This is a genomic window from Veillonella sp. 6_1_27, from assembly GCF_000163735.1.
GTDB classification, from domain to species: Bacteria; Bacillota; Negativicutes; order Veillonellales; family Veillonellaceae; genus Veillonella; species Veillonella parvula_A.
In genome coordinates this window covers 420,531-444,843 of record NZ_GG770217.1, presented here as the reverse complement: position 1 = coordinate 444,843, position 24,313 = coordinate 420,531, and the positions used below count along the sequence as shown (strand labels likewise).

The following is a 24,313-nucleotide window of genomic DNA, read 5'->3' as shown; positions in this document are numbered from 1 at the left end:
GCTATAATATTCAAAATTATAGCTCTTTTCGTTTTTCCCTAGATATGGTAAGTAGGGAAGGGCTTTTATTTACTTTCTTCATCATGATGCGGTCCCTTAGTACGTATTTCGACTGCCAGTTGCTCGCTAGGTATGGAGCGTTCCTCAGTTGCTGGATATGAAGTGTCTTCTAAGATAACCGTTTCTAATAATTTGTCAATTTCATCAGACTGGATGGATACTTCTTTGTTGTACCATTCGCCAAATTCGCGAATAACCTCTTCGTTGCGACGAAAATAGGTATATTGGTCGATTTTACGCGATTCTACAAGTTCAGCATTCTCTAAGATGCTCATAAATGTAGAAATAGAAGATTGAGATACACCGCAGCGCTTTTGGATGCTCTTAACGCTCACACTATGTGGAAAATCGATAAGAGTTTTAGAGTGTACTTGTACACCGAATTCTTTCTCTGGGTGTTTTAGCCACAATATAATATCTAACCGATGCGGATTTGATAATGCTTTCAAGATTTTTAACGGGTCCATAGGGCCTCCTCTTAATTAAAAAATAACGAGTTCCCAACCTTGACCGTGGACTTGCATTATGCGGTCGTATTATACGCGTCTTGCTCCGTATAGGGTTTTTGCTACTTTTATCATACGCTACTTTCACCGTGAAAGCTAGACTTACTTATAAATTTCACGAATTGATGAATTTTATTGCACTTATTTAGAACGGAAAGTATACATTAGTATTAATATATAATGAGTATATATACAACCTGTAGAGACTTTTATAATATATTTCTGAAAAATATAGAATATATTCATCTTTCTGTGATAATTTTTAAAGGTATTTTGGTTCTAAATAGAGAAATATATATACTATATGAACTTATGTAAGTCTAAGCTTTCATTTAAAGGAGCTGAGTATATGGCAATTGATCGCAATGAAACATTTGATGTTATCGTTGTTGGCGCAGGGCCAGCGGGTTCTGCGGCAGCATTACGCTTAGCGGAGCAGAGGGTAAAAGTTTTACTTATCGAACGTGGAACCGCACCAGGTGCTAAAAATATGATGGGTGGACGCATCTATACACATTCTTTGGAGCGTCTTGTACCGGACTTTAGAGACCGTGCGCCGTTGGAACGAAAGGTAACAAAAGAGCGCATTTCTATAGGCACAGGTAATGAAATGACTACCATCGAGTATAGTTACGAAGATGGTGAACCTAATGAAGAATCCTACGTAGTATTGCGTGCTAAATTTGATAAATGGCTAGCAGAAGAGGCAGAGAAAAAAGGGGCTCTCCTCGTATCTAATGTACAGGTAACAGAGCTTATTACCGAAGGTGAAGGTAAACATCGCCGCGTAATAGGGGTTCGCTGTCACGATGACGAAGTATATGCAAAATTAGTTGTCATCGCAGAAGGTTCTAATACATTATTATTGGAACAGGCTGGTCTTACAGGCCCTACAGATCCAAAAACAATGGCTGTAGGGGTAAAAGAGGTATATAAACTCAAAAAAGAGGATCTTGAAAATCGCCTTATGCTATCTGGCGATGAGGGGATGGCGTGGCTTACATTGGGGGACATGACCGATGGCCTATTAGGTGGTGGTTTTATTTATACGAATAAAGACAGCCTTTCCGTAGGTATGGTTGTAGGCCTTGAAGATATCGGCAAAGCTACTAAATCGGTAGATGATATGCTGTTAGCTTTCACCAATCATCCAAGAATCGCACCACTATTAAAAAATGGTCAATTGAAGGAGCATAGTGCGCATCTCGTGCCAGAAGGCGGATTTAAAGCGCTGCCTAAGTTGGGCGGTAATGGGTATGTTATCGTCGGTGATGCAGCGCGTATGTGTATGAACTTGGGGTATACCATTCGTGGGATGGACCTTGCCATCGAATCTGGCATGTGTGCAGCGGATGCGGTTAACGTAGCCTTGCGCGATGAAAACATGGAGCGCGTTGCTAAATTGTATGAACGTCAAATTAAGAATTCTTGGCTATATAAGGACATGAAGCTTTATAAAAATATGCCTGCCTTCCTCGCATCCAACCCTCGTATATTCAAAGAATATCCAGCTCTTGTGAATCATGTGATGCGTGATGTATTCACTGTAAACGGTGATGGTGCAGTACCAATGATGAAGAAATTGATGGGTAGTGTAAGTGACGTTGGTTTAGTTACCTTGATTCGTGATGCTTGGAAAGGGGTGCGTTCCCTATGAAATTAGAAGAGCGCTTGGGCGCCAATAAATACTATGTAGATGAAACGTCTCCTCATATCATTGTGGATGGCGCTGGCTTTAGCTTGGAAGAGAAAATGAAACTCGTAAACGGCTGTCCTGCTGGTTTATATACATTACAAGAAAATGGCGATTTAGCATTTGATTTCGCTGGTTGCCTTGAATGCGGTACCTGCCGTGTTCTCTGTGGCGAAACCATCGTAAAAACTTGGAAATATCCGCGTAACGCTAAGGGCGTAGAATTTAGACAGGGGTGAGTGTATGGAGTTATTAGTATGTATCAAACAGGTTCCAGATACATCTGAGATTAAGCTGGATCCGGAAACGAATAATCTCATCCGCACAGGTCTGCCTAGTATTGTAAACCCTTATGATATGCATGCGTTAGAGGCAGCTCTTTCGGTAAAAGATCAATATGAAAGTAGTCGTGTAACCGTTGTCACTATGGGGCCTCCACAAGCAGAGGCGGCACTGCGCGAGTGTTTATCCCTCGGTGCAGATGATGCGGTGCTCATTACAGACCGTGCGTTTGGCGGTGCTGATACATTGGCGACAAGCTATACAATTGCCTCTGCCATTCGTCATATTCAACGTACTATGAATCGTGAGTTCCAAATCATTTTCTGCGGCAAGCAGGCTATCGATGGTGATACGGCTCAAGTAGGTCCTCAAATTGCGGAGGAACTAGGCATGGCGCAAGCTACCTATGCTTGTGAATTATCCGTAGATCAAGCAGCCCAAAAAGCGATTGTGAAACGAGAACATGAAAATGGCTATGAAATTGTGGAAGTTCCTTTGCCACTATTGGTAACGGCTACGGCTGAACTCAATGAGCCGCGCCAACCAGGTCTTTGGAGCTCGATTTACGCTAAACGGTATACGATTACACATATTACATTGCGAGATATGCCGCATATTGATGAAAGCCGTATTGGTCTCAATGGCTCTCCTACACGTGTGCGCAAGGTATACCAACCACCGCTTCGAGGCAAGGTAGAAATGCTTTCATCCGTAGACGAAGGCGCTAAGAAAATTCTTGAATTAGCTTATAATATCAAGCCAGAAAAGTTTTCTCATCTATTAGTGCCCAACGAAGAACTGGTTGAAGAGCCTGTAGATACCAATGATGAGGGCGTAGATGTAAAAGATCCTGTGCAGCGGGCTGCCTCTGTTGAAAGTGTATCCTCCAGTGAGTTTAAGGTTTTAGCAGCTGTTAAAGGTGAAGAAGGTTCCAAAGGAGGTGATCGATAATGGGAGTGACAAATTTTGATGAATATAGAGACGTCTTTGTCGTAGCGGATACCATCGATGACGTAGTGCATCCGGTTACGTACGAACTTATCGGTCAAGCTCGCCGTATTGCTAAGGAATTGGGTCAACTCGTTCAAGTTATGCTGCTTGGTGAGAATGTTCAATCCGAGGCGGAGGAACTTGTGGCACATGGTGCCGATATTGTTCACGTTTTTGAAAGCCCTCTTTTGAAATACTATACAACGGATGGCTATACAAAGGTTTTGACGGACTTCTTTGAAGATCATAAGCCTAATATTCTTTTGATTGGTGCAACAAATAATGGTCGTGACCTAGCACCTCGTATGTCTGGTCGCATGAAAAACGGCGTCGTAGCTGACTGTACTATTTTGACAGTAGATACTGAGGAAGGCCTTGTAGAATGGACACGCCCTGCCTTGGGGGGAAATATTTTAGCTGAAATTATTTCCCCAAATCATCGTCCACAAATGGGTTCTGTCCGTCCTAATGTATTTAAAAAGCCTGAACGCATTGCAGATAGCTGGGGCCGCATTCAAATTGAACCATTTGACCTTAAACCTGAAGACATTCGCATGAAGCGTCTTGACTTCATTCCGTTCAGCAAAGCTGGGTACAACATTCAAGAAGCGGATATCATCGTAGCGGGCGGTCGCGGCATGGGGTCCAAAGAAAACTTTGATAAGCTTTACGAACTTGCTGATGCTATCGGCGGCGTTGTAGGTGCTACACGTCCTCTCGTTGAAAAGGGTTGGATTGAATTGCCATACCAAGTAGGCCAAACAGGTAAAACTGTAAGCCCTAAATTATACTTGGCATTCGGTATCTCCGGTGCTATTCAACACGTGAGCGGTATCTCTGGGGCTGACACAATCGTGGCTATCAACAATGATCCAAATGCAGAAATCTTCCAACACGCTAACTATGGGATAGTGGGGGATTGCATGGAAGTGTTAAATGATATGTTGGCGCATTTGAAATAAAAGACGTAATATTTGAGCTCTACTTATCAGACTAAATAAGACATAGGGATACCTATCCTCAGCCTTCATGGGTACGCGTAGCGCCCAAGGCGGCTTCGAATAGGTATCCCTATTTGGTTTATTGCTGCTGTAGAGCTCAAATATTCAAGTATTATAAATCACTGCGCCGACATATTATTTATATAGAGGGAAAGTCGGTTTCAGAAAGGGTATCCTCTTTTTATTATCATATTCCTAAACCCATATGCCACTTTATGTATCCTTTTAAATACCATCTGTGCCAATGTATCATTTTTATTAGTATAGGGGAGTGGCCTAGAGTCTATTACGTATTAAAGTGGTATAATTAGGCTATAGATATAGTTCGGATTGATAAGGAGGTTTTTATGGCTCGTAATGTTTTTGTTACTGGTGCAACGTCTGGTATTGGTCTTTGTATTGCCGAGGCGTATGCAAAGTATGGCGATAATATTTTGATTTCCGGCCGTCGCGCTGAGGTGTTGGCTGAGGTACAGGCTTGTTTATCTAAGGAATATGGCGTGCGCGTTGAGACTTTGGTTCTTGATGTGCGTAGTCGTGAGGATGTTGAAAGCAAGGTTCCAGCAGCAATTGAAGCGTTTGGTGGCGTTGATGTCCTCGTAAATAACGCAGGCCTCGCGCAAGGCTTAGATCCTTTCCAAGATAGTGCTGTCGATGATGCGGTGACTATGATCGATACGAATGTGAAAGGTCTTTTATATGTAACAAAGGCTGTACTACCTTATATGATTGATAAAAACGCAGGCCATATTGTAAATATGGGCTCTACTGCTGGTATATACGCATATCCTGGTGGCGCTGTTTACTGCGCTACAAAGGCGGCCGTTAAGATGTTAAGCGATGGTATTCGGATGGATACGATTGCTACAGATATTAAGGTCACAACCATTCAACCGGGCATCGTAGAGACTCCATTTAGTGAAGTGCGCTTTCACGGTGATACGGAAAAAGCTAAAGCCGTTTATGCCGGCATCGATGCAATCCAACCTGAGGATGTGGCGGACGTTGTGCTATACGTAACAAACCAACCTAAACGCTTGCAAATTTCCGATGTCACAATCATGGCAAATCAACAAGCAGCTGGGTTTATGGTGCATAAGAAATAGTTACTTGAAATTTTATATTATTTAGAGTATAATTGCTGCGTGAGTTTTGATAAATATAATTTCATCAAATTCATTGCGCGGAGATTGTTGTATGGAACTAAAGATAAAGATATTTTTATTGGCTACTTTTGTATGTGCATTTATTGGTTTATATAACATTGTTAGTGCCGAAGCGCCGGCTAATAAAGGCGAGTCTATGCCTATGATTGGTGGCATATCAGTTGAAGCGGCAGAACCAAATGTTATTATGCCGAGTCCGGTACATGTGTTCACCACAGTTCAACAAGCAGCGGAGTATATGAATATAACACCACAGATGCCAAAGTTGTTACCTGTAGGCTTTAATATTCAATCTGTCATAACCTTAGAAAAAGATATATTACAAGTTGTTTATGTCTATGGACCTGGCGCGGAGCCATATTACAACAAAGCTAGCGGTGCACTTATTATATATCGCTCATCTAAGTTAGCTGGTGATATTAGTGGTGACCATAAAATTCATAAGGTAATAGAAACTGAACGTGTAGACGGTACAAAGGTTACTTTCAAAGGTAGTAAGAAAAAGGTCTATCTTGCATCGTGGATGAAAGATGGGCAGAATCACTCTTTAGAGTTTCAGCATCCCGTTACGCGAGATATGGCGAAGGCTATAATTCGTAATATTGTTGAGGAAAAATCACATACAAAATAAATGTGTTTTTAATAATTTTCGTGTTGAGCGAAGGGAGATTATACCCATGGTTAAAAAATTTGTCTTGATGGCAGTTGCCTGTGCATGTGTAGGTTCTTATACTGTTGCTGGTGCTCAAGGTACTCTTGATGTAAAACCAGATCAACCTAAATCTGTGGTAGCGCAACAAGAAGCGCCAATGGTTGGTATGCCAAGTCCGTTTCATGAGTTTTCTACTGTAGATGAAGCGGCTAGATATATGAACATTACACCTCAAATGCCTAAGGTATTACCTGTAGGTTACAATATTGAATCTGTAAGTACTATTGATAAGGATGTATTGCAAGTGGTTTATGTTTACCAAGCTGGTGAAGATGCTACTCGTAATCAAGCTGCAGGCAAACGCATCATCCATCGCATAGCCAATGAAATAAAAGAAGATATCAGCGGCGATTATAACGATTTTCGTGTAACAGCTAATGAAAAAGTAAACGGCACAAAGGTTGTTTTCAAAGGCGGCAATAAAATGGTATATCTCATAGGTTGGACAAAAGACGGACAAACTCATGGGATGTACTTCGAACGCCCTGTAACTCGTGACATGGCTAAAGCAATCGTTGTTAATACAGTAGCCCCAAAACAACATACAAAATAATATAAAAGTCCAGGCCTAATGGGATAGGCATGCGAGCTGTAGTGAAGCACTCGCATGGACACTGTAAGGGTTTTATATAGAACGGCTCCTCATATGAGGGGCCGTTTTTATTGGTATGCAAAACTTTCATAATGATAATGATTCTAAATACCTGTGTGGGTATATCTATCTAAGTATTACATTGATAGAATATAAATATAGCTATTTTGTGATAAAGAAGGCAGGTGATGTATTGTATCGATTAATACTACAGCGTTTGGCGAGTATTGTAGGTATTTTATTTGTTGTTACCATCGGTACATTTGTATTGATAAAATTATCTCCTATTGATCCCGTGTCGATGAAGTTTAATCTTGTAGGGGCTACACCAGATCCAGTTGTAGTTGCACAGATACGAGAGCAGTTAGGTCTCAATGACCCTTGGTGGCAGCAATACCTACGTTGGTTAGGTCAAATTCTACAAGGGGACTTTGGTGAGTCCATTCTGTACGCTTTACCAGTGGCGACTATTCTTGGTGGCGCCTTGCCTAATACCTTGGGGCTAGTATCCTTAGCTCTTGTTATGGGGATAGTGGTAACCATACCGCTCGGTATGTTATCTGCAAAGTATCAAGACTCATGGATTGATCATGGGGTTCGTCTCGTTACATTTCTAGCATTAGCAATCCCTGGGTTCTGGGTCGGTTTATTATTACTGTACTTATTTGGTGTTAAATTACAGCTAGTGTCGATAACGAATACCAATGGCTTTTCTGCCTATGTATTGCCCGCGGTAACTCTTGCTTTATGGATATGTGGTCTCTACATTCGTCGATTGCGCAATGCTATTTTAGAAGTGTCGCGACAGCCCTTTGTACAGGGGGCGCGAGCATTAGGCTTGCCAGAATGGATGGTCTATACCCGTTATATATTCCCTCATGTAGGTCTTATATTGCTGCCTATGATGGGAGTAACTATGGGCGCTATGCTAGGTGGCTCCGCCGTTATTGAAACGGTATTCTCCATAAAAGGCATTGGTTACATGATGGTGCAGGGCATTATGGCTCGTGATTATGTATTGATGCAAGGTTATATTATCTGGATTACATTGGTGTTCATAGTGATTAATATCATCATTGATGTATTGAGTGTTTGGCTGAATCCGAAGCGAAGAGCCGCCATAAAAGGAGGCTCTTATGAATAGACAAAAGCCTTATACTTTATATGCTATGTTGGTATTAGCAGCTCTGTGGATCGTATTTTTCTTATGCGCTCCCTATATAGCCCCCTTTGATCCTGAAACAACGAGTATCGCGGACCGCTTACAAGATATTAGTAGTACCCATCTATTAGGTACTGACCAACTCGGTCGTGATGTGTGGTCTCGTATTCTGTACGGTGGTAAAGCTTCTTTAGGGATTGCTTTCACCATCATTGGCATTAGTGGGGCCATCGGTATCGCTATTGGTGGATTAGCAGGGTTCTCTACACCTCGCGTTGACCGTTGGTTATCTCGTTTAATCGATTTAGTACTTGGCTTCCCGAATATGGTTATCGCCATTGCTTTCATCGGTATCATGGGCCCTAGCATTACGAATGTAATCATTTCCTTGTGCATTACGAAATGGGCGGAATATGCCCGTATCACTAGAGGCCTCGTACAGATTGAACGCCACGCGGAGTATATTACCTTTGCTCGCATGTCAGGTGCTTCAAATCTACGAATTCTGTGGCGCTATATTCTGCCGAATGTATTGCCACCGTTGGTGATTGTTATTATTCAACATCTAGGGGATGCCATCATTTTGGTAGCCAGTTTCTCGCTCATTGGCATCGGTGTGCAACCGCCGGATCCGGAGTGGGGCGCTATCTTGTTGAGCTCCCGAGATTTTCTACAAACGGCACCGTGGCTATTAATTTACCCGGGGCTTGCCATTTTTATTACCGTTGTTTTATTTAACTATATTGGTGATGCGTTGCGCGATGCCCTCGATGTATCTCGTTAACTGTGCTGTATATAGATTTTTTATGGTGAAAGCCTCGACGAGGCGATGTATTTTAAAGGAGATATTATGAAACGTTGGTTGTTAGCATGTTTGTCCATGCTATGTATGGTAGCTCTCTTGGTCGGCTGTGGCAATGATACTGCTAAAGACGGCAAACAAGGGAAGCATATGAATGTTGGTTTGTATTGGTTTGGTGAAACATTAGACCCAACTCACGAATGGGATGCGTGGACATTGACTCGTATCGGTGCAGGTGAAAACTTAGCCGTTGTAACACCGGATATGAAATTTGCCCCACAATTGGCAGATTCTTGGGAAAATGTAGACCCTACAACATGGAAATTCCACATCCGTGAAAACGTTAAATTCCACAATGGTACTCCGATGACGCCTCAAAAGGTAAAAGAGTCCATCGAGTATACGATGAAACAAAGTGCTCGTTCCGCTAAAGCAGTTAAAATAGAGTCCATCACAGTAGATGGTCAAAACTTGATTATTAAGACTACAGAACCTAATGGTTCTTTGTTGTCCAGTTTGACTGAACCTGCTTTCGTTATCATGGATACTGCAGATCTTAAAGATGTAGCATCTAAACCAGTTCTTACAGGTCCTTACAAAATTACTGCTTTCAAAAAAGGCGAAACAATTGAACTCGCTGCCTTCGCAGATTACTGGGGCGGCAAACCAGGCCTTGATTCTGTAACTGTAAAAGACATCGAAGACAATAATAAACGCGCTATGGCGTTGCAATCTAAAGACGTAGACGTAATTCAAAAAGTGGACTCTGCTAACCGTAGCTTGTTCAAAGACGGTTTCAATATTCAAGACGTTGCTGGCGTTCGTGTGTTTATGTTGAAAGCAAACCACACAGAAGCATCTCCATTACATGATAAAGCGGTGCGTTCCGCTATTGCTCATATCATTAACTATGATTCCATGGCTAAAATCATCGGCAATGGCTCTACACCAGGGGCGGCACCATTCCCTCCATCTGCCAATTTAGGTTATGATACGATTGCTAATAAACCGATGACAGATGTAGCAAAAGCTGACCAAATCTTGACTCAAGCTGGTTACGCTAAGAATGCAAACGGCATGTACGCAAAAGACGGTAAAGAATTAGCTGTTACTATTGCTATTTGGGGGAAAGATACAAGCTTATACGAAGAAATTCAACAAGAATTGAAAAAAGCAGGTATTGCTGTAACTCTTAAGAAATTACAAAGCCCTGATGAAGTAGATACACTTGGTACAGATGGTTTTGATTTAGTAGAACGCAATGTAGTTACTATGTCTACAAACGATCCTTACTGGTTCCTCAGCTTGTTCTACAAAACTGGTGCGAAAGCAAATGTTGGTGGCTACTCTAACCCTCAAGTAGATGCGTTAATCGACCAATTGTCTGTAACATTTGATCAAAACGAACGCTCTAATATTGCTAAACAAGCACAACAAATCTTAGTTGATGACGTAGCAGATATTTATTTGTTGTATCCAAGTGCAACGGTTGTATCCACTACAAAAGTTAAAAATGTACCGGTACATCCAATCGATTACTACTTATTAACAAAGGATTCTACTATTGAATAAATCTGATTGTATCGTATTTGATAAGGTTACAATTTCATACGGTGCGGAGCAAGCGGTGCACGATGTATCCTTCTCCGTGCCCAATGGTGAGGTCTTTGCTATCGTTGGTGAAAGTGGCTCTGGTAAATCTACGTTAGTTCGTGCCGCCTTTGGCATGTTGAAACAAGCTAACATTAGCGGCCAAATTTTGCTAAATGGCACCGATGTTTCTACATTGAGTGATGGTGATTGGCGACAATTGCGGGGCACAAAGATTTCCATGATCTTTCAAAATCCCAGCGCCTATCTAAACCCAAATCGCACCGTAGAAAATCACTTTAAGGATTTGTTCTGTGCTCATGATGAAAGCTATGATGTAAGCCGCGTTATAGATATGCTTAATCTTGTTCACTTAACCGACGGAGAGCGTATCTTGCAGTCCTATCCGTTTCAATTGAGCGGTGGCATGCAGCAGCGATTGGCAATAGCTTTAAGCCTTATCTTGAAGCCGAGCATCGTATTTGCTGATGAACCAACTAGTGCCTTAGATATGCTGGTGCAAGCCTCTGTATTGGACCTTATGAAAGAGGTAACACAAGCCCTTGGTGCAACAGTGATTATCGTAACGCATAACATCAAGGCGGCGGCGCGCATTGCCAATAGTATTGGCGTTATGAATAAGGGACAGCTCGTTGAAGTAGGCTCCACCGAAGAGGTTATGGCATTCCCAAAAGATGAGTATACTCGTATTTTGTTAGATTCTGTAATGAAAGTGGTGTAGTATGATTCAACTCGAGAATATCTGTAAACAATATACAAACCACAATCATACGGTTCGTGCTGTTGATGATGTATCTTTTTCTGTAGCGGAGAATGAACGGGTAGGTATTGCTGGTGGTAGTGGTTCTGGTAAAAGTACATTGCTTAGGATAATTGCCCTGCTAGAAAAACCTACATCTGGCACCTTGCGACTCTTTGGTGAGGATATCCATTCCATTCAAAATCATACAGAAATATATCGCTCTATGCAGATGATGTTCCAAAATCCCTTGGCGGTGATTCCGCCTAGAATGAACTTAGAAGCATTTCTCTTAGAGCCGTATATCAACTATGGGCTTATGGATGTGGCGTCAGCAAAGGACGATATCCGTAAATGGATGCAACGAGTAGACTTGCCAGAAAATACGGTGTATAAATACCCTCACGAAGTCAGCGGTGGTCAGTTACAACGTGTCGTATTGGCACGGATCATGTTGATGAACCCCAAGCTAGTACTCTTTGACGAACCTACATCAGCCCTTGATGCGGTGAATCAAAAACTAGTGTTAGACCTATTACAAAAACTCCATTCGGAACAACCCTTCGGCTACGTATTCGTCAGCCATGATATTGGCCTGTTACAAGCCGTAACAGATCGAATCATCGTTATGAAAGATGGGCAAATCGTAGAAACTATCGAATCAAAACGACTTAAAGAAGCGGTACACCCATATACAAAATCACTTGTGGAAGCGAGTGAGTAGAAAAAAAGCCCCTATGCTTTGATATGTCCCCCCCTTACTGGTTGTCCAGTAAAGGGGGACATATCACAATAAAGGGTCTTTTTATTTAAGTAGATTAAGATAAAATTGTTGGTATCAATAAATTAGTTGTATTGATAGAGGAGTTTATATAAAAGGGGAGAATAATAAATAATATAAGTTAAATTGTTGTTGGAGAGATTATATTGTTAGGAGAATATATGATGGAGCTGATAGATGAGTTCTTAGCGGTGTTGAGGGAGTCATTAGATATGTTGCATAATAATGATCAGTATTTAATAAATTATGAGGCTGATGAACCGGTGAAGAATGATGAACATGTTAGTGAACTATCTATTTCACATAAACTTAGTCATTATTTGGAGTTGTTTGTTACTGAATATCATGTAGATTGTGAATATAATCGAAATGTAGCTGATAAAAAAAGTATGGGGGAGAGTCGTATTAGACCAGATATTATTATTCATAAACGTGGCAATAATGAGAAAAATTTTGTTGTTATAGAGATAAAGCCTTGGTGGAACCGTGATGATGTGATAAAAGATGAGGATAAGCTAGCATATTTGACAAACCAGGATAATGAATTTAAATATAAATACGGATTGAGTTTAATTATTGAGCAAAGTAGATTAGACGATAAAGCTAAAATTTATGAAAATGGTGAAGCTCAAGGTGATTATATAAGGGTATAAATAAGTTAACATATAGAAAGAGGCTCCTTTTAAGGAGCCTCTTTCTATTCATTTATATTATTCAATTTCCGCTTTCAAATCAATTATGTTTTTAGCAGCTACGCATGCATCACAGTCACAGAATTTGGCGCCTTCAGCTTTGATGTCTTTAGCGTGTTGTAATAGGTTAGCTGCGCTTTCTGTGCCAAGGATTTGTGTAGCGAGTTCAGAGCCAGCAAAGCCAATTGTTTCGTCGATAAGTGCAATATTTTGTTCTGCTACAGATACGAGTTGTTTCGTGAGTTCTTCTTGTTTAGGTGTACCTTCTGCATTAATCCAAGATTGAGCGAATTCCTTTACTGTTTCATTGCTTGTAGGTGCATCTAATAAAGCTTGTACGAGTTGTGTTAATTGTGTATGTGTCATGATAATCTCCTTAATATAACTAGTAAATATGAGTTTCGAAAGATGCACTTACTATCATAGGAACACCTGTTCATTTTTATAAGTTCATTATAGCACTTACAATAATTTTGAATAGTAGAATGATTTGCGATAGATACTATCAAATAGGATAGATTTATGATAATAACTGGTATAAATTTTTTGGGGAATAGAAAAGAGGAATGCTTTCACATTCCTCTTAAGCTTAGTTAGAATAAATCTGAGTGGCTACCCGTGCGAGTTAAAGATAATACTAATATGTCATCTTTAATTGCATAAATTAGAAGCCAATCTGGCTCGATATGTAACTCTCTAAAGCCTTCGTAGTTTCCTGTTAATGGATGATCTTTATAACCAGGATCTAATAGCGTTTGATTCTGTAATTTATTGATGATTGAATAGAGTTTATTGAGATCTTTACCGCGTTTTTTTGAGCGCTTTAGGTCCTTTTTGAACTTACTGCTAAGCACTAATCTCAACATAACTGATTACTCCAATCCTAAATCCTCAATCATTTCTTTTACATTAGCATATGATTTTGCTTTTACTTTTCCTGCCAATATATCTTTCGTTTCTTGAATAGCAGCTTCTGTTTCTGCATTATAACGAGGTTGTTTAGGTTGAAATGGAAATCCGCCTTCCATTAGTGATGTGTGGAGAAAAATATTAATCGCATCAGTTACGGATATGCCAAAGCTAGCATATAGTGCTTCTAATTGTGCTTTTACAGCTGGCTCGATACGCAAACTGATAGAGGCTGTTTTTGCCATAGTATCACCTCCTGTTACTTCTATTGTAATGCACATGCTATATAATTGCAATCTTATAACTGCGAATTGCAAGCATAATATATATCTTTTCCTGGACGAAAAATACTTATGAATATAAAAAATATTAGCTTTTTAGGTGATATAATTAACTTACTATATATAGTTTGTTTGCAGGGGATTGTATCATGAAAAAGGTTGTATGTATGTTAGCTACGCTAGCTTTTATAGGTTCCATCAATGTTGTGTCCGCAGATGAGTTGATGAGATTCCGTCTTAATGGTAATTCTATTTATGATCAGCCTTATGGTGATCGAAATGAGTTCCCATGTCCCAATGGACTTGGTAGTTGTACTATAACTGATGAGGATTATAGAAGCACTCGTAAAGGTCAATCTCTAGAGGTGTTTGATACCCTATATGAGGCTAAGCAACATTTGAACTTTAAACCGCAGTTGCCAAGTGGTTTAGAGGGATTACGTCCCGTACATGTATCTATTGTGGATCACGATGTATTACAAGTTGTGTATGCCTATCATGAGCTTTTAAAAGGAACATATTTTGACCGTGTAGATGATATGCCGCAGTATATTAAATACCGAGTATCTACCGTATCAGGTAATATCGCAGGTGACTATAAGGATTATGTACCTCAGAAAACAGAGATTATAAATGGGATGACGATAACCTATCGAATGGTAGATGACGCTGTTTACTTAGCATCTTGGGAACATGAAGGACAAAATCATGTGTTCTTATTTAATGAGCCAGTTTCTGTTGAGCGTGCTAGAGAAATGTTAACAGTGTAGGTACTAATTAAGTTTATTGCTGTACTATCTTTTTAAGCCTGATTAGCTTATAATATACATATAAAGAGAGCCCATTAACGTGATTAGGGCGTTAGGCTCATCTAAAACTGAACAAAATTATGATGACGCCTAACGTGTTAGAGGACTGCACTCCTCTATACGTTAGGCGTTTATCGTTGTACTACTTAACTAGTGCAATGATAGTGACTACTGATAACAGAACTATGATAATTACATAGGTAACTTCATGATTTGTCATAGTATCACCTCCTCGCGGAGATGAACCTAACTCACGTCAACAGACTCTCTTCGTAATAAGTATAGCAAAATACTCTTTACACAAATAGCGATATACAGTCCTCTTTGGTGTGCTTCATATTAAAAATAACGGAGCTTATATGAACGCAGATAATTATAAGATTTCAACGTTGCCATATATAGAAAATGCTAGCAATGAGATAATGGAAAAGTACAATATAAAAGCGCAATATGAAACAGAACCGCCTCATGGAGATGCTATATATTCTATTTCTATAAAGGGGAAAGCATTGCCGTTTTGGATTTATGGTAGGGATGTTACTTTCATAGGTAGTAGTATGGTTATGGTAGAGTCTGTAAGATGCAAGACCTGGGATCCTATTGAAACCATCATTATTGATTTAGAGAATGATGTGTATGCTAGTTTAAAGGAATGGTATACAGATATTTCATTTGTTAATAATCGAATAGAACTTACTAATCAAGTTGTAAAAATGGATAAGAGAATACTAAATAATTTTGAGCATTTAGAGTGGATAAGCTTTTTAGATTGATTGCGTAGAGGTATGCTTTTGGATAGATACTTTCAAATAAAATAGCTGCCACAAATACGAAATAGACATCGTAATTTATGACAGCTGTTTTGGCAGTACATGGTCAATCTTATAGTGTAATTATTTAGTTATATTCTATTTTTTAAAAGCCTCACCGATGGAATAAATTCCGTCAAATAAGAAACCGAAGGCGATGAAATAGATAAATGCTTCACCAAAAGCGATCGGCTCGAATATAAGTAATAGGCCTAATAGTAAAAGAATTAGTGCAAGCCATTTTGCATTACGTCCCATGAGTGATACCATGCTGTCGGACTTTCTTGATTTAATGAAAATAAAGATGGCGTCAATTACCATCCAGATGCCGATTGTGGTTGGGAGTACTAATGGTAGGAATGCAAATCCGCCGGATATTAAATAGATACCGAATAGAGCATTGATAATGCCGCTGATAAGATACCAGCCGCTACGTAATTCAGACGATAACGTAAAATAATTTATAATAGAGCTGACCGCACTGACGAAAAAGATAATAGAAAAAAGCCAGGCAAAAGCTATGAGATTAATAACGGGATTTAAGAGTAAGAATATCCCCAGGATAATGCTTACAATACCCGATAAAATAAAGAAGAATTTGCTTGAACCACTCATAATAATTCCTCCAATCATTGGTACTGCTTATTTACAGTATGCATGAGATCATGGGGGATGTCAAATTGTAACGATAAAACTGTGTTTTCACAAAACTCACATGTCCATCCTGTTGACACAGTTCTATAGAATACCGTATAATACCTTTATATCTTAAATACGAGCTATGAATGGGTATAAAGGTTTACAGATCCTGCTTTCAGAGAGTTGCCGGTTGGTGCGAGGCAATAGAGGTTGTACGCTGACACTCTCCCGTGAGCTTTGGTGGCGAATGTAGCAGTAGTCATCGACGGTGGTTCCGTTATACCCGCAACGAGTCCCAATTAGGGTGGTACCGTGTTATGAATATAACGCCCCTTTGAGCAACGACAGTTGTTCTGAGGGGCTTTTTTTATTGTAAAAGTCTAGTAAAATTACTGATTTGATGTATCTACGTTGGCTTCAGCCGAAATAGCGTTGGAATCGGCGATTTTACTAAACTTTCACAATAGATAGATATAATACAGCGTTATGTTTTATTAGTACAGAAAAGGTGAAGATTATGGATCAAAATCGCGTATATTTCTTCGATACAACCCTTCGTGATGGGGAACAAACACCTGGCGTAGCATTGCAAACACCAGAAAAAGTTGAAATTGCGAAAGGCCTTGCACGCCTCGGCATCGACGTAATCGAGGCTGGCTTCCCAGCAGCATCCCCTGGGGATTTTGAAGCAGTACAAACGATTGCACGTGAAGTGAAAGGTGCAACAATTTGTGCGTTGGCACGCGCTAATGAAAAGGACGTTCAAAAGGCAGTTGATGCATTGAAAGATGCAGAACGCAGCCGTTTGCATGTGTTTATCGCTACATCCGAAATCCATATGAATTATAAATTGAAAATGACTCGCCAAGAGGTATTGGACCGCGTTAAATCTATTTTGGAATTTGCAAAAGGCAAATTCGACGAAATCGAGTTCTCCGGTGAAGATGCAGCTCGTTCTGATTTAGACTTCTTGTGCGAAGTGTTTGGCGTAGCTATCGCTGGTGGCGCTACTATTCTTAACGTACCAGATACAGTAGGTTATATGATCCCTAACGAATTCGCTAACAAAATTCGTTACATCAAAGAACATACACCTGGTATCGAAAAAGCAATCATCTCAGTTCACTGTCATGACGACTTAGGTCTTGCTAATGCAAACTCCTTGGCAGCTATCGAAGCAGGTGCTCGTCAAGTTGAATGTACAGTAAATGGTCTTGGTGAACGCGCTGGTAACGTAGGTATCGAAGAAGTAGTAATGGCGCTTAAAACTCGCCATGAATACTTCGGCGACCTTCAAGTGAACATCGATACAAAACAATTCACTAAATTGTCCAAATTGGTAAGCCGTTTGACAGGCGTAGCGGTGCCTCCAAATAAAGCAATCGTTGGTTCCAATGCATTTGCTCATGAGTCTGGTATTCACCAACATGGTATGATGAGCAACCCTGAAACTTACGAAATTATGACTCCTGAGTCCGTAGGGGCTGAAAAAACAGACCTCGTATTAGGCAAACACTCTGGCCGTCATGCCTTTGCTGATCATTTGGCAAAACTTGGTTTCCAATCTTTCACAGAAGAGAAAATCAACGACCTCTTCGGTAAATTCAAAGAATTGGCGGACCGCAAAAAACAAGTATACGATGATGATATCGTAGCCCTTGTAGTAGATAATCTTCACCACAAAAAAGCATTTGAACTCGTGGCTCAATACTACAAATTGGGCGAAAAAGGCTATGCCTATGCTGATGTTCGTCTCATGACTCCAGAAGGTGAAAAAGCCGATGCAGCCGTTGGTGATGGCCCAGTAGACGCATCCCTTAAAGCGGTTGAACGTGTGGTTGGCTTGCCAATCAGTTTGAAAGATTACCAAATCCGCGCTATAACAGCTGGTAAAGATGCCCTTGGGGAAGCAACCCTTAAGGTAGAATATAACGGTCGTTTGTACCATGGTCGTGGTATCAGCACCGATATTGTTAAATCAAGTGTAAATGCATATATTAATGCAGTAAACTCAGTATTCCTAGCTATGGAGCTAGAACAACAGGAGGAAGAATAATATGGGTATGACCATTACTGAAAAGAATATGGCTCGTCATGCGGGTCTTGATGTTGTAAAGCCAGGCCAAATCATCGAGTGTCATTTGGATGCGGTATTGATGAACGACATCACATTCCCACCGGCTCGCAAAGAGTTCTTAAAAATCGGCAAACCTGTATTTGATCGTCATAAAATCTACTTGGTGCCTGACCACTTTACACCAAATAAAGATATTCAATCCGCTACACAAGCAAAAGTAATGCGCGATTTCGTACGCGAACATGGCATTACGAACTACTTTGAAGTGGGTAGAATGGGTATCGAGCACGTTATTTTGCCAGAAAAAGGTCTTATCGGTCCTGGCGAAATGATGATCGGCGCTGACTCCCACACTTGTACATATGGTGCGGTGAATGCATTCTCCACAGGCGTAGGCTCCACTGATGCGGGCGTTGCTATGGCAGAAGGTAAAACTTGGTTCAAAGTGCCTGAAACAATCAAGGTTGAACTTATCGGCAAACCTAATAAATGGGTAACTGGTAAGGACGTAATCCTCGATTTAATCGGTCAAATCGGTGTAGATGGCGCTCGTTATATGGCTCTTGAATTCGCCGGCGAAGGCGTACAACACATGACTATGGCTGACCGCCTTACCATCTGTAACATGGCTATCGAAGCGGGCGGTAAATGTGGTGTATTCCCTTATGATGCAATTACTGAAGAATACATCAAAGGCCGCGTAAATCGTCCTGTTGAGCCAATCGCTCCAGATGCTGATGCGGTATATGCTCAAACTATTACCATCGACTTGTCCAAATTGCAACCAGTGGTAGCGTTCCCTCATTTGCCATCCAACACACATTACATCAACGAAATCGACAAAGATATTAAAATTGACCAAGTTATCATCGGTTCCTGTACAAATGGCCGTTACGAAGACTTGGTAGCAGCTGCAAAAATCTTCAAAGGTCGCAAGGTGGCTCCATTCGTTCGTTGTATCGTGATTCCTGGTTCCCAAGATGTATACGATCAAGCTATGAAAGATGGTTTATTGGACATCTTCATTCAAGCTGACTGCGCTGTGTCCACGCCAACATGTGGTCCTTGCCTAGGTGGTTACATGGGTATCATGGCTGAAGGGGAACGTACCGTTTCCACTACAAACCGTAACTTCCGTGGTCGTATGGGTCACGTTGATTCTGAGGTATACTTGGCAAGCCCATACGTGGCGGCAGCAAGTGCTGTATTAGGCCGCATTGCAGGCCCTGAGGAGGTTTAATATGGATTTTGAAAGCAAGAAAATCTGGCGCTACGGCGACGATGTAGATACAGACGTAATCATTCCAGCTCGTTACTTGGCGATTGCCGATTGGAACGAATTGGCCGAACATGCGATGGAAGATATTGATACGACGTTCGCTCCTAATGTGAAAGCTGGCGAAATCATGGTAGCTGGTAAAAACTTTGGTTGTGGTTCTTCTCGTGAACATGCACCAGGTGTTATCAAAGCAAAAGGTGTGCCTGTTATCATTGCACACTCCTTTGCTCGTATTTTCTTCCGTAATGCTATCAACATTGGTTTACCAGTTGTGGAAATCGGTGAACAAGTTGATCGTATCGATGCAGGCGATGCAATCGGCGTAGACTTGTCTAAAGGTATCGTGTACAATTTGACGAAAAACGAACAATACCAAGGCACTGAATTGCCACAATTCATTCAAGATATTGCGGCAGCTGGTGGTCTTGTAAGTTTTGCTAAAAACCGTAAGTAGCAGGATGAAACGAAACACGTATCTCAAGCCTCCAAAGCGAGCTAAGTCGGTTTCGACACGTGTTTCGTTTCCAACCATTCTACTTTTGTGTAGCAAAACTTAAAATTCCTCTAGCTAACAATATCTTGAATGGATTTGTGGCAGAGGGGGAATGAGGAGCGAGCTAAGTCGGTCTCAAGGCATATGCCAGCTCTTGTCCCATTAAGTTCTATTGCGATTTCTTCGCAAAGGGCACTGGGGGAAGAGCATGAGGTTTACAATCTTTTACTATATGGAGAGGTAAGATGAGCGAAAAGAATATTGTATTGATTCCTGGTGATGGTATCGGTACTGAGATTATTGCAGCAGCGAAGGCTGTGTGTGATGTGGCTTTTGAGAAAGCCAGTGTAAAGGTTAATTGGATTGATAAGAAAGCGGGCGGTGCGTCTATTGATGCGTATGGCGTGCCGTTGACTGAGGATACTATCGAGGCTTGTAAAGCGGCTGATGCTGTGTTGCTTGGTGCTGTAGGCGGTCCTAAATGGGATAATGTAGATCCGTCTATCCGTCCTGAAAAGGCAATCCTAGGCCTTCGCAAGGAGCTTGGTTTGTTCTGTAACTTGCGTCCTGTGAAAATTTATCCATCTTTGCAAGAGTATTCTCCGCTTAAAAAGGAGCTCGTACAAGATGTAGATTTCGTCATCGTTCGTGAGTTAACTGGTGGTATTTATTTCGGTGAACGCGAAGAGGCACAAGGTGAAGGTGCTAACGAGTTTGCTTGGGATAAAGAAACATACAGCCGTTACGAAGTAGAGCGCATCATGGACATCGCTATGGAAACAGCGCGCAAACGTAATAAAAAGGTCGTATCCGTAGATAAAGCAAATGTATTGGCTTCTTCTCGCTTGTGGCGTAAAATCGCGCAAGAGAAAGCGGCTGCTAATCCAGACATCGCAACAGATTACTTCTATGTAGATAACACAGCGATGCAACTCGTTGTAAATCCTGCACAATTTGATGTTATCGTTACTACAAACTTGTTTGGCGATATCTTGTCTGACGAAGGCGCTGTTATCTCTGGTTCTATCGGGCTTTTACCATCTGCATCCATGGGTACAGGCACAGCATTGTATGAGCCAATCCACGGTTCCGCACCAGACATCATGGGCCAAAATTTGGCGAACCCATTGGGCACAATCTTGTCCGCAGCTATGATGTGCCGTCATTCCCTTGATTTACCTCAAGTGGCTGATGCTATTGAACGTGCTGTGGAACAAGTGCTCGTTGATGGTTACCGTACAGGAGATATCTACCGCGAAGGTTTAAAACGGGTAGGCACCATAGAAATGGCGCAAGCCGTAATCGAACGTTTATAAAAGTAATGAATTAAGATTCCTCAAAGTTATTAACGTGAGTTACATCATTTTCAAAATCGTACCATAAGTGTTAAAATACAGATATTATAATATATTTGTCTAATTAAATAAGAGAGGGTTGTAAGGCCCTCTCTTTTTTGTGGGACGCCTAGCGGTATGTGTAGTTGCTCTTCATATATCAGAGTGCTATATTGGTAGATGTGTGGGAAGATAGTCCTTAAGGAGGCCTTTATGAATTCTTCGATGTATCGAAATTTAACCATTACTGCTTTATTGATGGCATTAGCCATTATGATTCCTATTGTGATGCCTTTGAAAGTTGTGATTCCACCGGCATCGTATACATTGGCGAGTCATGTTCCTATATTCCTGGCCATGTTCTTATCTCGTAAGATGGCAGCTTGTGTTGTCATAGGTTCTACGCTCGGCTTCTTTGTAGCAGGCTTCCCACTTGTTATCGTTATGCGTGCTGCATCTCATATCATCTTTGCCTTGATGGGGGCTTACTATATTAAACATCATCCAGGCGTATTAACAGGGGCTCTATCCTTTGTTGCGTTTAACCTTGCTTGTGCTATCATTCACGCTATTGGTGAGGTACTAGCATGCCTATTGTTCTATACTACAACTACGATGCCAAACATTGATCTCATCTACGTTGTATTTGTTCTTGTAGGCGGCGGCACCATCGTTCATAGTTTGGTTGATGGATATATTGCATTATATATCTATAAAGCTATCCCTGGACTATCTAAATCAGGTAATAAATAAATCATCCCTTATAATTACATATACTCGTAACCACTCATGGGGAATCGATGTGTACTAATGTACGCGGCATGTGATTACCTATGAGTGGTTTTTTAGAATAATTCTCAAAACTGTATCTACAGGTACAGACTTCATTATGTGATGTCCGTATAATAGAACCATAGTTAATGACCGATTTATGTTGTATCTATTGATACAACATGGGGCCATATATTGGGTAATACCGGTGAAAGTTGCTCCTCTCATCTGTGGGCCTTTATAGACTCATTAAAAGATATGAGGTGAGTATATTTACTTTCACAGAACATGGAGGTTATTATGAGAAAGTACATTAAAAACAACGTATCATGGGTTGGTAAAATCGACTGGGAATTGCAAGAGTTTCACGGTTCCGATTACACCATTAATAATGGGTCTAGCCAAAATGCCTATTTGATTGAAGAGGAGAAGACGGTCCTCATTGATACTGTATGGAAACCTCATTCCTCTGAGTTCATTGATAATTTGGAATCTGAAATTGATTTGAATACGATTGATTTCATCGTATGTAACCACGGCGAAGTAGATCACAGCGGTTCCTTGCCTGCTTTAATGGAAAAAATCCCTAATACGCCTATTTATTGTACGGAAAATGCTGTTAAGTCCTTGGTTGGTCAATATCATCACCCTGAATGGAACTTTAAAACCGTTAAAACAGGGGATTCCGTAGATATTGGAAACGGAAAATCCTTGGTGTTCGTAGAAATGCGCATGCTCCACTGGCCTGATTCCATGGCGACGTACATGACAGGGGATAATATCTTGTTCTCCAACGATGCATTTGGTCAACATTTTGCCGTAGAGGAATTATGGGCAGATAAGGCCGATCAATGCCGTCTATGGGAAGAGGCAATGAAGTATTACGCGAATATCTTGAATCCGTTCTCTCCATTGGTAAAAGCTAAAGTTGAAGAAATTCAAAAGCTTAATTTGCCAATTGATATCATCGCTACGAGTCATGGAGCGATTTGGCGTGAAAATCCAATGCAAATCGTAGAAAAATACTATGAATGGTCGCAAGCATATCAAGAGAATCAAATCACAATAGTATACGACACTATGTGGGATGGCACTAAGAAGTTGGCACATAAGATTGCCGAAGAAATTGCGAAACAGTCGCCTGATACACGTGTTAAGATTTTCAATATTAGTAAAACCAATAAAAATGACATCATGACGGAAGTCTTTAAGTCTAAAGCTATTGCTGTAGGGTCTCCAACAGTAGGTAATAGCGTATTATCTTCCGTAGCTGGTTGGCTCGATTTCTTGCGTGAGTTGAAATTTAAAAATAAAAAGGCTGCTGTATTCGGTACCTATGGTTGGTCTGGTGAATCTACAAAGGTACTCCGTGAAGAGTTGACTAAATATGGATTCTCTGTAGTAGAACCGGAAATTAAATGCAACTGGAACCCAGAAGAATCCGATTTTAATAAAGCAGAAGCACTTGTAAGCGCCTTATTAGCATAATTACATATAATAAAGAAAGATTCTTGTTATAAAACCCCTATTTTTGATATGTACCCCCTTTACTGGATAATCAGTAAAAGGGGTATTTTCATGAAGAATAGGGGCCTTCTTTTTTTAAACATATACATAAAATATTAGTCAATATAAATTGTATTTGTCATGTTTATTCTCATAATATTCTCGTTATTATCTTTTCGGGCGCCGATTTGCATTGATAGATGCTATTTCTGTAAAAATATAAAATTATAATAAAATGATAGGATGTTGATTAAATATACAAAATAGTTTAATTCACATATAATTCATGAATTAAGCGTGAATGGGATATAATAAGGGTAAAAGGTATATTTTGCGTACTTATAAGGTGGTTATTTATTTATAAGTTATACAGTTTGTTACATGAGAAAAGTTTACAAAGTTGCGAAAAATTTAACTCATAAGGGAAAATAATGAGTAAAATTTAATTCCCCATAAAGCTAGTAATAAAGCGGATTTTGATAGGTATAAAGACTTGATAATTTGATTTGTGTTAGAAAAAAGGGTTGTGTATATCGTAAAACTTTGATATTCTATGCGGGTAATCGACAATATAAATTTTTCTTAAACTGATATAGGGATATTTCTTTATGCTAATT

General features: G+C 40.4%; 26 protein-coding genes and 1 other annotated feature. Of the genes, 21 read left to right on the top strand and 5 right to left on the bottom strand.

Annotation, left to right across the window (positions count from 1 at the left end; genetic code table 11):
• Positions 1–65: 65 nt before the first annotated feature.
• Positions 66–527 carry a helix-turn-helix transcriptional regulator gene (locus tag HMPREF0874_RS09050; RefSeq protein ID WP_008603322.1) on the bottom strand — a complete coding sequence of 154 codons (462 nt, stop codon included), beginning with the start codon at positions 525–527 and terminating at the stop codon, positions 66–68.
• A gap of 388 nt (positions 528–915) precedes the next feature.
• On the opposite strand from HMPREF0874_RS09050, the gene HMPREF0874_RS09045 reads away from it, so the two are divergent.
• The 13 genes from HMPREF0874_RS09045 to HMPREF0874_RS08985 all read left to right on the top strand — a co-directional run bounded on the left by HMPREF0874_RS09045 (position 916) and on the right by HMPREF0874_RS08985 (position 12,750).
• Positions 916–2,223 carry an FAD-dependent oxidoreductase gene (locus tag HMPREF0874_RS09045; protein ID WP_008603320.1) on the top strand — a complete coding sequence of 436 codons (1,308 nt, stop codon included), beginning with the start codon at positions 916–918 and terminating at the stop codon, positions 2,221–2,223.
• Complete coding sequence (locus tag HMPREF0874_RS09040) at positions 2,220–2,498, top strand: ferredoxin family protein (RefSeq protein ID WP_004694335.1); 279 nt, start codon at positions 2,220–2,222, stop codon at positions 2,496–2,498. Before HMPREF0874_RS09045 ends, HMPREF0874_RS09040 begins: the two co-directional genes overlap by 4 nt.
• 4 nt (positions 2,499–2,502) lie before the next feature.
• On the top strand, positions 2,503–3,492 hold the full coding sequence (locus HMPREF0874_RS09035; RefSeq protein WP_039965428.1) for an electron transfer flavoprotein subunit beta/FixA family protein: 990 nt from the start codon (positions 2,503–2,505) through the stop codon (positions 3,490–3,492).
• Complete coding sequence (locus tag HMPREF0874_RS09030; RefSeq protein WP_024061032.1) at positions 3,492–4,493, top strand: electron transfer flavoprotein subunit alpha/FixB family protein; 1,002 nt, start codon at positions 3,492–3,494, stop codon at positions 4,491–4,493. Before HMPREF0874_RS09035 ends, HMPREF0874_RS09030 begins: the two co-directional genes overlap by 1 nt.
• Positions 4,494–4,879: 386 nt before the next feature.
• Positions 4,880–5,638, top strand: a complete 759-nt coding sequence (locus HMPREF0874_RS09025) for an SDR family NAD(P)-dependent oxidoreductase (RefSeq protein WP_008603316.1) — start codon at positions 4,880–4,882, stop codon at positions 5,636–5,638.
• 91 nt (positions 5,639–5,729) lie between these two features.
• Entirely contained in the window at positions 5,730–6,329 is a 600-nt protein-coding gene (locus HMPREF0874_RS09020; protein ID WP_008603314.1) for a hypothetical protein, read from the top strand.
• Positions 6,330–6,375: 46 nt separating this feature from the next.
• Positions 6,376–6,963 carry a hypothetical protein gene (locus HMPREF0874_RS09015; RefSeq protein WP_008603312.1) on the top strand — a complete coding sequence of 196 codons (588 nt, stop codon included), beginning with the start codon at positions 6,376–6,378 and terminating at the stop codon, positions 6,961–6,963.
• A 232-nt stretch (positions 6,964–7,195) separates the two neighbouring features.
• The gene (locus HMPREF0874_RS09010; RefSeq protein ID WP_008603310.1) at positions 7,196–8,146 is read left to right on the top strand and encodes an ABC transporter permease; all 951 of its coding nucleotides are present in this window, start codon (positions 7,196–7,198) and stop codon (positions 8,144–8,146) included.
• Positions 8,139–8,948, top strand: a complete 810-nt coding sequence (locus HMPREF0874_RS09005) for an ABC transporter permease (RefSeq protein ID WP_008603309.1) — start codon at positions 8,139–8,141, stop codon at positions 8,946–8,948. Before HMPREF0874_RS09010 ends, HMPREF0874_RS09005 begins: the two co-directional genes overlap by 8 nt.
• A 66-nt stretch (positions 8,949–9,014) precedes the next feature.
• A complete protein-coding gene (locus HMPREF0874_RS09000) occupies positions 9,015–10,538 on the top strand; it encodes an ABC transporter substrate-binding protein (protein WP_039965427.1) in 1,524 nt (507 codons plus the stop codon).
• Positions 10,531–11,298 carry an ABC transporter ATP-binding protein gene (locus tag HMPREF0874_RS08995; RefSeq protein WP_039965425.1) on the top strand — a complete coding sequence of 256 codons (768 nt, stop codon included), beginning with the start codon at positions 10,531–10,533 and terminating at the stop codon, positions 11,296–11,298. Before HMPREF0874_RS09000 ends, HMPREF0874_RS08995 begins: the two co-directional genes overlap by 8 nt.
• A 1-nt stretch (position 11,299) precedes the next feature.
• Positions 11,300–12,040, top strand: coding sequence for an ABC transporter ATP-binding protein (locus HMPREF0874_RS08990; protein ID WP_039965423.1), 741 nt, complete (start codon positions 11,300–11,302; stop codon positions 12,038–12,040).
• A gap of 218 nt (positions 12,041–12,258) precedes the next feature.
• Positions 12,259–12,750, top strand: coding sequence for a hypothetical protein (locus tag HMPREF0874_RS08985; protein WP_232197521.1), 492 nt, complete (start codon positions 12,259–12,261; stop codon positions 12,748–12,750).
• A gap of 57 nt (positions 12,751–12,807) precedes the next feature.
• Here HMPREF0874_RS08985 and HMPREF0874_RS08980 read toward each other — a convergent pair whose 3' ends face one another.
• The 3 genes from HMPREF0874_RS08980 to HMPREF0874_RS08970 all read right to left on the bottom strand — a co-directional run bounded on the left by HMPREF0874_RS08980 (position 12,808) and on the right by HMPREF0874_RS08970 (position 13,943).
• Complete coding sequence (locus HMPREF0874_RS08980) at positions 12,808–13,155, bottom strand: hypothetical protein (RefSeq protein ID WP_008603304.1); 348 nt, start codon at positions 13,153–13,155, stop codon at positions 12,808–12,810.
• A 227-nt stretch (positions 13,156–13,382) separates the two neighbouring features.
• Positions 13,383–13,655, bottom strand: a complete 273-nt coding sequence (locus tag HMPREF0874_RS08975) for a type II toxin-antitoxin system YafQ family toxin (RefSeq protein WP_008603303.1) — start codon at positions 13,653–13,655, stop codon at positions 13,383–13,385.
• Between the two features lie 6 nt (positions 13,656–13,661).
• Positions 13,662–13,943 (bottom strand): type II toxin-antitoxin system RelB/DinJ family antitoxin, encoded by a 282-nt coding sequence (locus tag HMPREF0874_RS08970; protein ID WP_004697933.1) that lies wholly within the window; start codon positions 13,941–13,943, stop codon positions 13,662–13,664.
• A 185-nt stretch (positions 13,944–14,128) separates the two neighbouring features.
• On the opposite strand from HMPREF0874_RS08970, the gene HMPREF0874_RS08965 reads away from it, so the two are divergent.
• A complete protein-coding gene (locus tag HMPREF0874_RS08965; protein WP_008603300.1) occupies positions 14,129–14,749 on the top strand; it encodes a hypothetical protein in 621 nt (206 codons plus the stop codon).
• Positions 14,750–15,147: 398 nt separating this feature from the next.
• Positions 15,148–15,561: a hypothetical protein gene (locus HMPREF0874_RS08960; RefSeq protein WP_024062104.1), complete on the top strand. Its 414-nt coding sequence runs from the start codon at positions 15,148–15,150 to the stop codon at positions 15,559–15,561.
• 135 nt (positions 15,562–15,696) lie between these two features.
• Here HMPREF0874_RS08960 and HMPREF0874_RS08955 read toward each other — a convergent pair whose 3' ends face one another.
• Positions 15,697–16,212 carry a DUF308 domain-containing protein gene (locus tag HMPREF0874_RS08955; RefSeq protein ID WP_008603296.1) on the bottom strand — a complete coding sequence of 172 codons (516 nt, stop codon included), beginning with the start codon at positions 16,210–16,212 and terminating at the stop codon, positions 15,697–15,699.
• Between the two features lie 157 nt (positions 16,213–16,369).
• Positions 16,370–16,573, top strand: a binding site (T-box leader).
• 180 nt (positions 16,574–16,753) lie between these two features.
• Between HMPREF0874_RS08955 and HMPREF0874_RS08950 the strand changes: the two genes are divergently transcribed.
• The 6 genes from HMPREF0874_RS08950 (at position 16,754) to HMPREF0874_RS08925 (ending at position 23,678) form a co-directional block, all read left to right on the top strand.
• Positions 16,754–18,292: a 2-isopropylmalate synthase gene (locus HMPREF0874_RS08950; protein WP_039965421.1), complete on the top strand. Its 1,539-nt coding sequence runs from the start codon at positions 16,754–16,756 to the stop codon at positions 18,290–18,292.
• Position 18,293: 1 nt separating this feature from the next.
• Positions 18,294–19,553 carry a 3-isopropylmalate dehydratase large subunit gene (gene leuC / locus HMPREF0874_RS08945; protein WP_008603292.1) on the top strand — a complete coding sequence of 420 codons (1,260 nt, stop codon included), beginning with the start codon at positions 18,294–18,296 and terminating at the stop codon, positions 19,551–19,553.
• A gap of 1 nt (position 19,554) precedes the next feature.
• Positions 19,555–20,046, top strand: a complete 492-nt coding sequence (locus tag HMPREF0874_RS08940) for a 3-isopropylmalate dehydratase small subunit (protein WP_008603290.1) — start codon at positions 19,555–19,557, stop codon at positions 20,044–20,046.
• A 284-nt stretch (positions 20,047–20,330) separates the two neighbouring features.
• Complete coding sequence (gene leuB, locus HMPREF0874_RS08935) at positions 20,331–21,401, top strand: 3-isopropylmalate dehydrogenase (protein WP_008603288.1); 1,071 nt, start codon at positions 20,331–20,333, stop codon at positions 21,399–21,401.
• A gap of 231 nt (positions 21,402–21,632) precedes the next feature.
• Positions 21,633–22,172 carry a hypothetical protein gene (locus tag HMPREF0874_RS08930; RefSeq protein WP_004697650.1) on the top strand — a complete coding sequence of 180 codons (540 nt, stop codon included), beginning with the start codon at positions 21,633–21,635 and terminating at the stop codon, positions 22,170–22,172.
• A gap of 318 nt (positions 22,173–22,490) precedes the next feature.
• On the top strand, positions 22,491–23,678 hold the full coding sequence (locus HMPREF0874_RS08925; RefSeq protein ID WP_039965420.1) for a flavodoxin domain-containing protein: 1,188 nt from the start codon (positions 22,491–22,493) through the stop codon (positions 23,676–23,678).
• The last annotated feature ends 635 nt before the right edge of the window (positions 23,679–24,313 follow it).

Coding starts and splice junctions, on each gene's coding strand:
- HMPREF0874_RS09050 (WP_008603322.1), bottom strand. CDS start 527: ATGGACCCGTTAAAAATCTTGAAAGCATTATCAAATCCGCATCGGTTA.
- HMPREF0874_RS09045 (WP_008603320.1), top strand. CDS start 916: ATGGCAATTGATCGCAATGAAACATTTGATGTTATCGTTGTTGGCGCA.
- HMPREF0874_RS09040 (WP_004694335.1), top strand. CDS start 2,220: ATGAAATTAGAAGAGCGCTTGGGCGCCAATAAATACTATGTAGATGAA.
- HMPREF0874_RS09035 (WP_039965428.1), top strand. CDS start 2,503: ATGGAGTTATTAGTATGTATCAAACAGGTTCCAGATACATCTGAGATT.
- HMPREF0874_RS09030 (WP_024061032.1), top strand. CDS start 3,492: ATGGGAGTGACAAATTTTGATGAATATAGAGACGTCTTTGTCGTAGCG.
- HMPREF0874_RS09025 (WP_008603316.1), top strand. CDS start 4,880: ATGGCTCGTAATGTTTTTGTTACTGGTGCAACGTCTGGTATTGGTCTT.
- HMPREF0874_RS09020 (WP_008603314.1), top strand. CDS start 5,730: ATGGAACTAAAGATAAAGATATTTTTATTGGCTACTTTTGTATGTGCA.
- HMPREF0874_RS09015 (WP_008603312.1), top strand. CDS start 6,376: ATGGTTAAAAAATTTGTCTTGATGGCAGTTGCCTGTGCATGTGTAGGT.
- HMPREF0874_RS09005 (WP_008603309.1), top strand. CDS start 8,139: ATGAATAGACAAAAGCCTTATACTTTATATGCTATGTTGGTATTAGCA.
- HMPREF0874_RS09000 (WP_039965427.1), top strand. CDS start 9,015: ATGAAACGTTGGTTGTTAGCATGTTTGTCCATGCTATGTATGGTAGCT.
- HMPREF0874_RS08990 (WP_039965423.1), top strand. CDS start 11,300: ATGATTCAACTCGAGAATATCTGTAAACAATATACAAACCACAATCAT.
- HMPREF0874_RS08985 (WP_232197521.1), top strand. CDS start 12,259: ATGATGGAGCTGATAGATGAGTTCTTAGCGGTGTTGAGGGAGTCATTA.
- HMPREF0874_RS08980 (WP_008603304.1), bottom strand. CDS start 13,155: ATGACACATACACAATTAACACAACTCGTACAAGCTTTATTAGATGCA.
- HMPREF0874_RS08975 (WP_008603303.1), bottom strand. CDS start 13,655: ATGTTGAGATTAGTGCTTAGCAGTAAGTTCAAAAAGGACCTAAAGCGC.
- HMPREF0874_RS08970 (WP_004697933.1), bottom strand. CDS start 13,943: ATGGCAAAAACAGCCTCTATCAGTTTGCGTATCGAGCCAGCTGTAAAA.
- HMPREF0874_RS08965 (WP_008603300.1), top strand. CDS start 14,129: ATGAAAAAGGTTGTATGTATGTTAGCTACGCTAGCTTTTATAGGTTCC.
- HMPREF0874_RS08960 (WP_024062104.1), top strand. CDS start 15,148: ATGAACGCAGATAATTATAAGATTTCAACGTTGCCATATATAGAAAAT.
- HMPREF0874_RS08955 (WP_008603296.1), bottom strand. CDS start 16,212: ATGAGTGGTTCAAGCAAATTCTTCTTTATTTTATCGGGTATTGTAAGC.
- HMPREF0874_RS08950 (WP_039965421.1), top strand. CDS start 16,754: ATGGATCAAAATCGCGTATATTTCTTCGATACAACCCTTCGTGATGGG.
- leuC (WP_008603292.1), top strand. CDS start 18,294: ATGGGTATGACCATTACTGAAAAGAATATGGCTCGTCATGCGGGTCTT.
- HMPREF0874_RS08940 (WP_008603290.1), top strand. CDS start 19,555: ATGGATTTTGAAAGCAAGAAAATCTGGCGCTACGGCGACGATGTAGAT.
- leuB (WP_008603288.1), top strand. CDS start 20,331: ATGAGCGAAAAGAATATTGTATTGATTCCTGGTGATGGTATCGGTACT.
- HMPREF0874_RS08930 (WP_004697650.1), top strand. CDS start 21,633: ATGAATTCTTCGATGTATCGAAATTTAACCATTACTGCTTTATTGATG.
- HMPREF0874_RS08925 (WP_039965420.1), top strand. CDS start 22,491: ATGAGAAAGTACATTAAAAACAACGTATCATGGGTTGGTAAAATCGAC.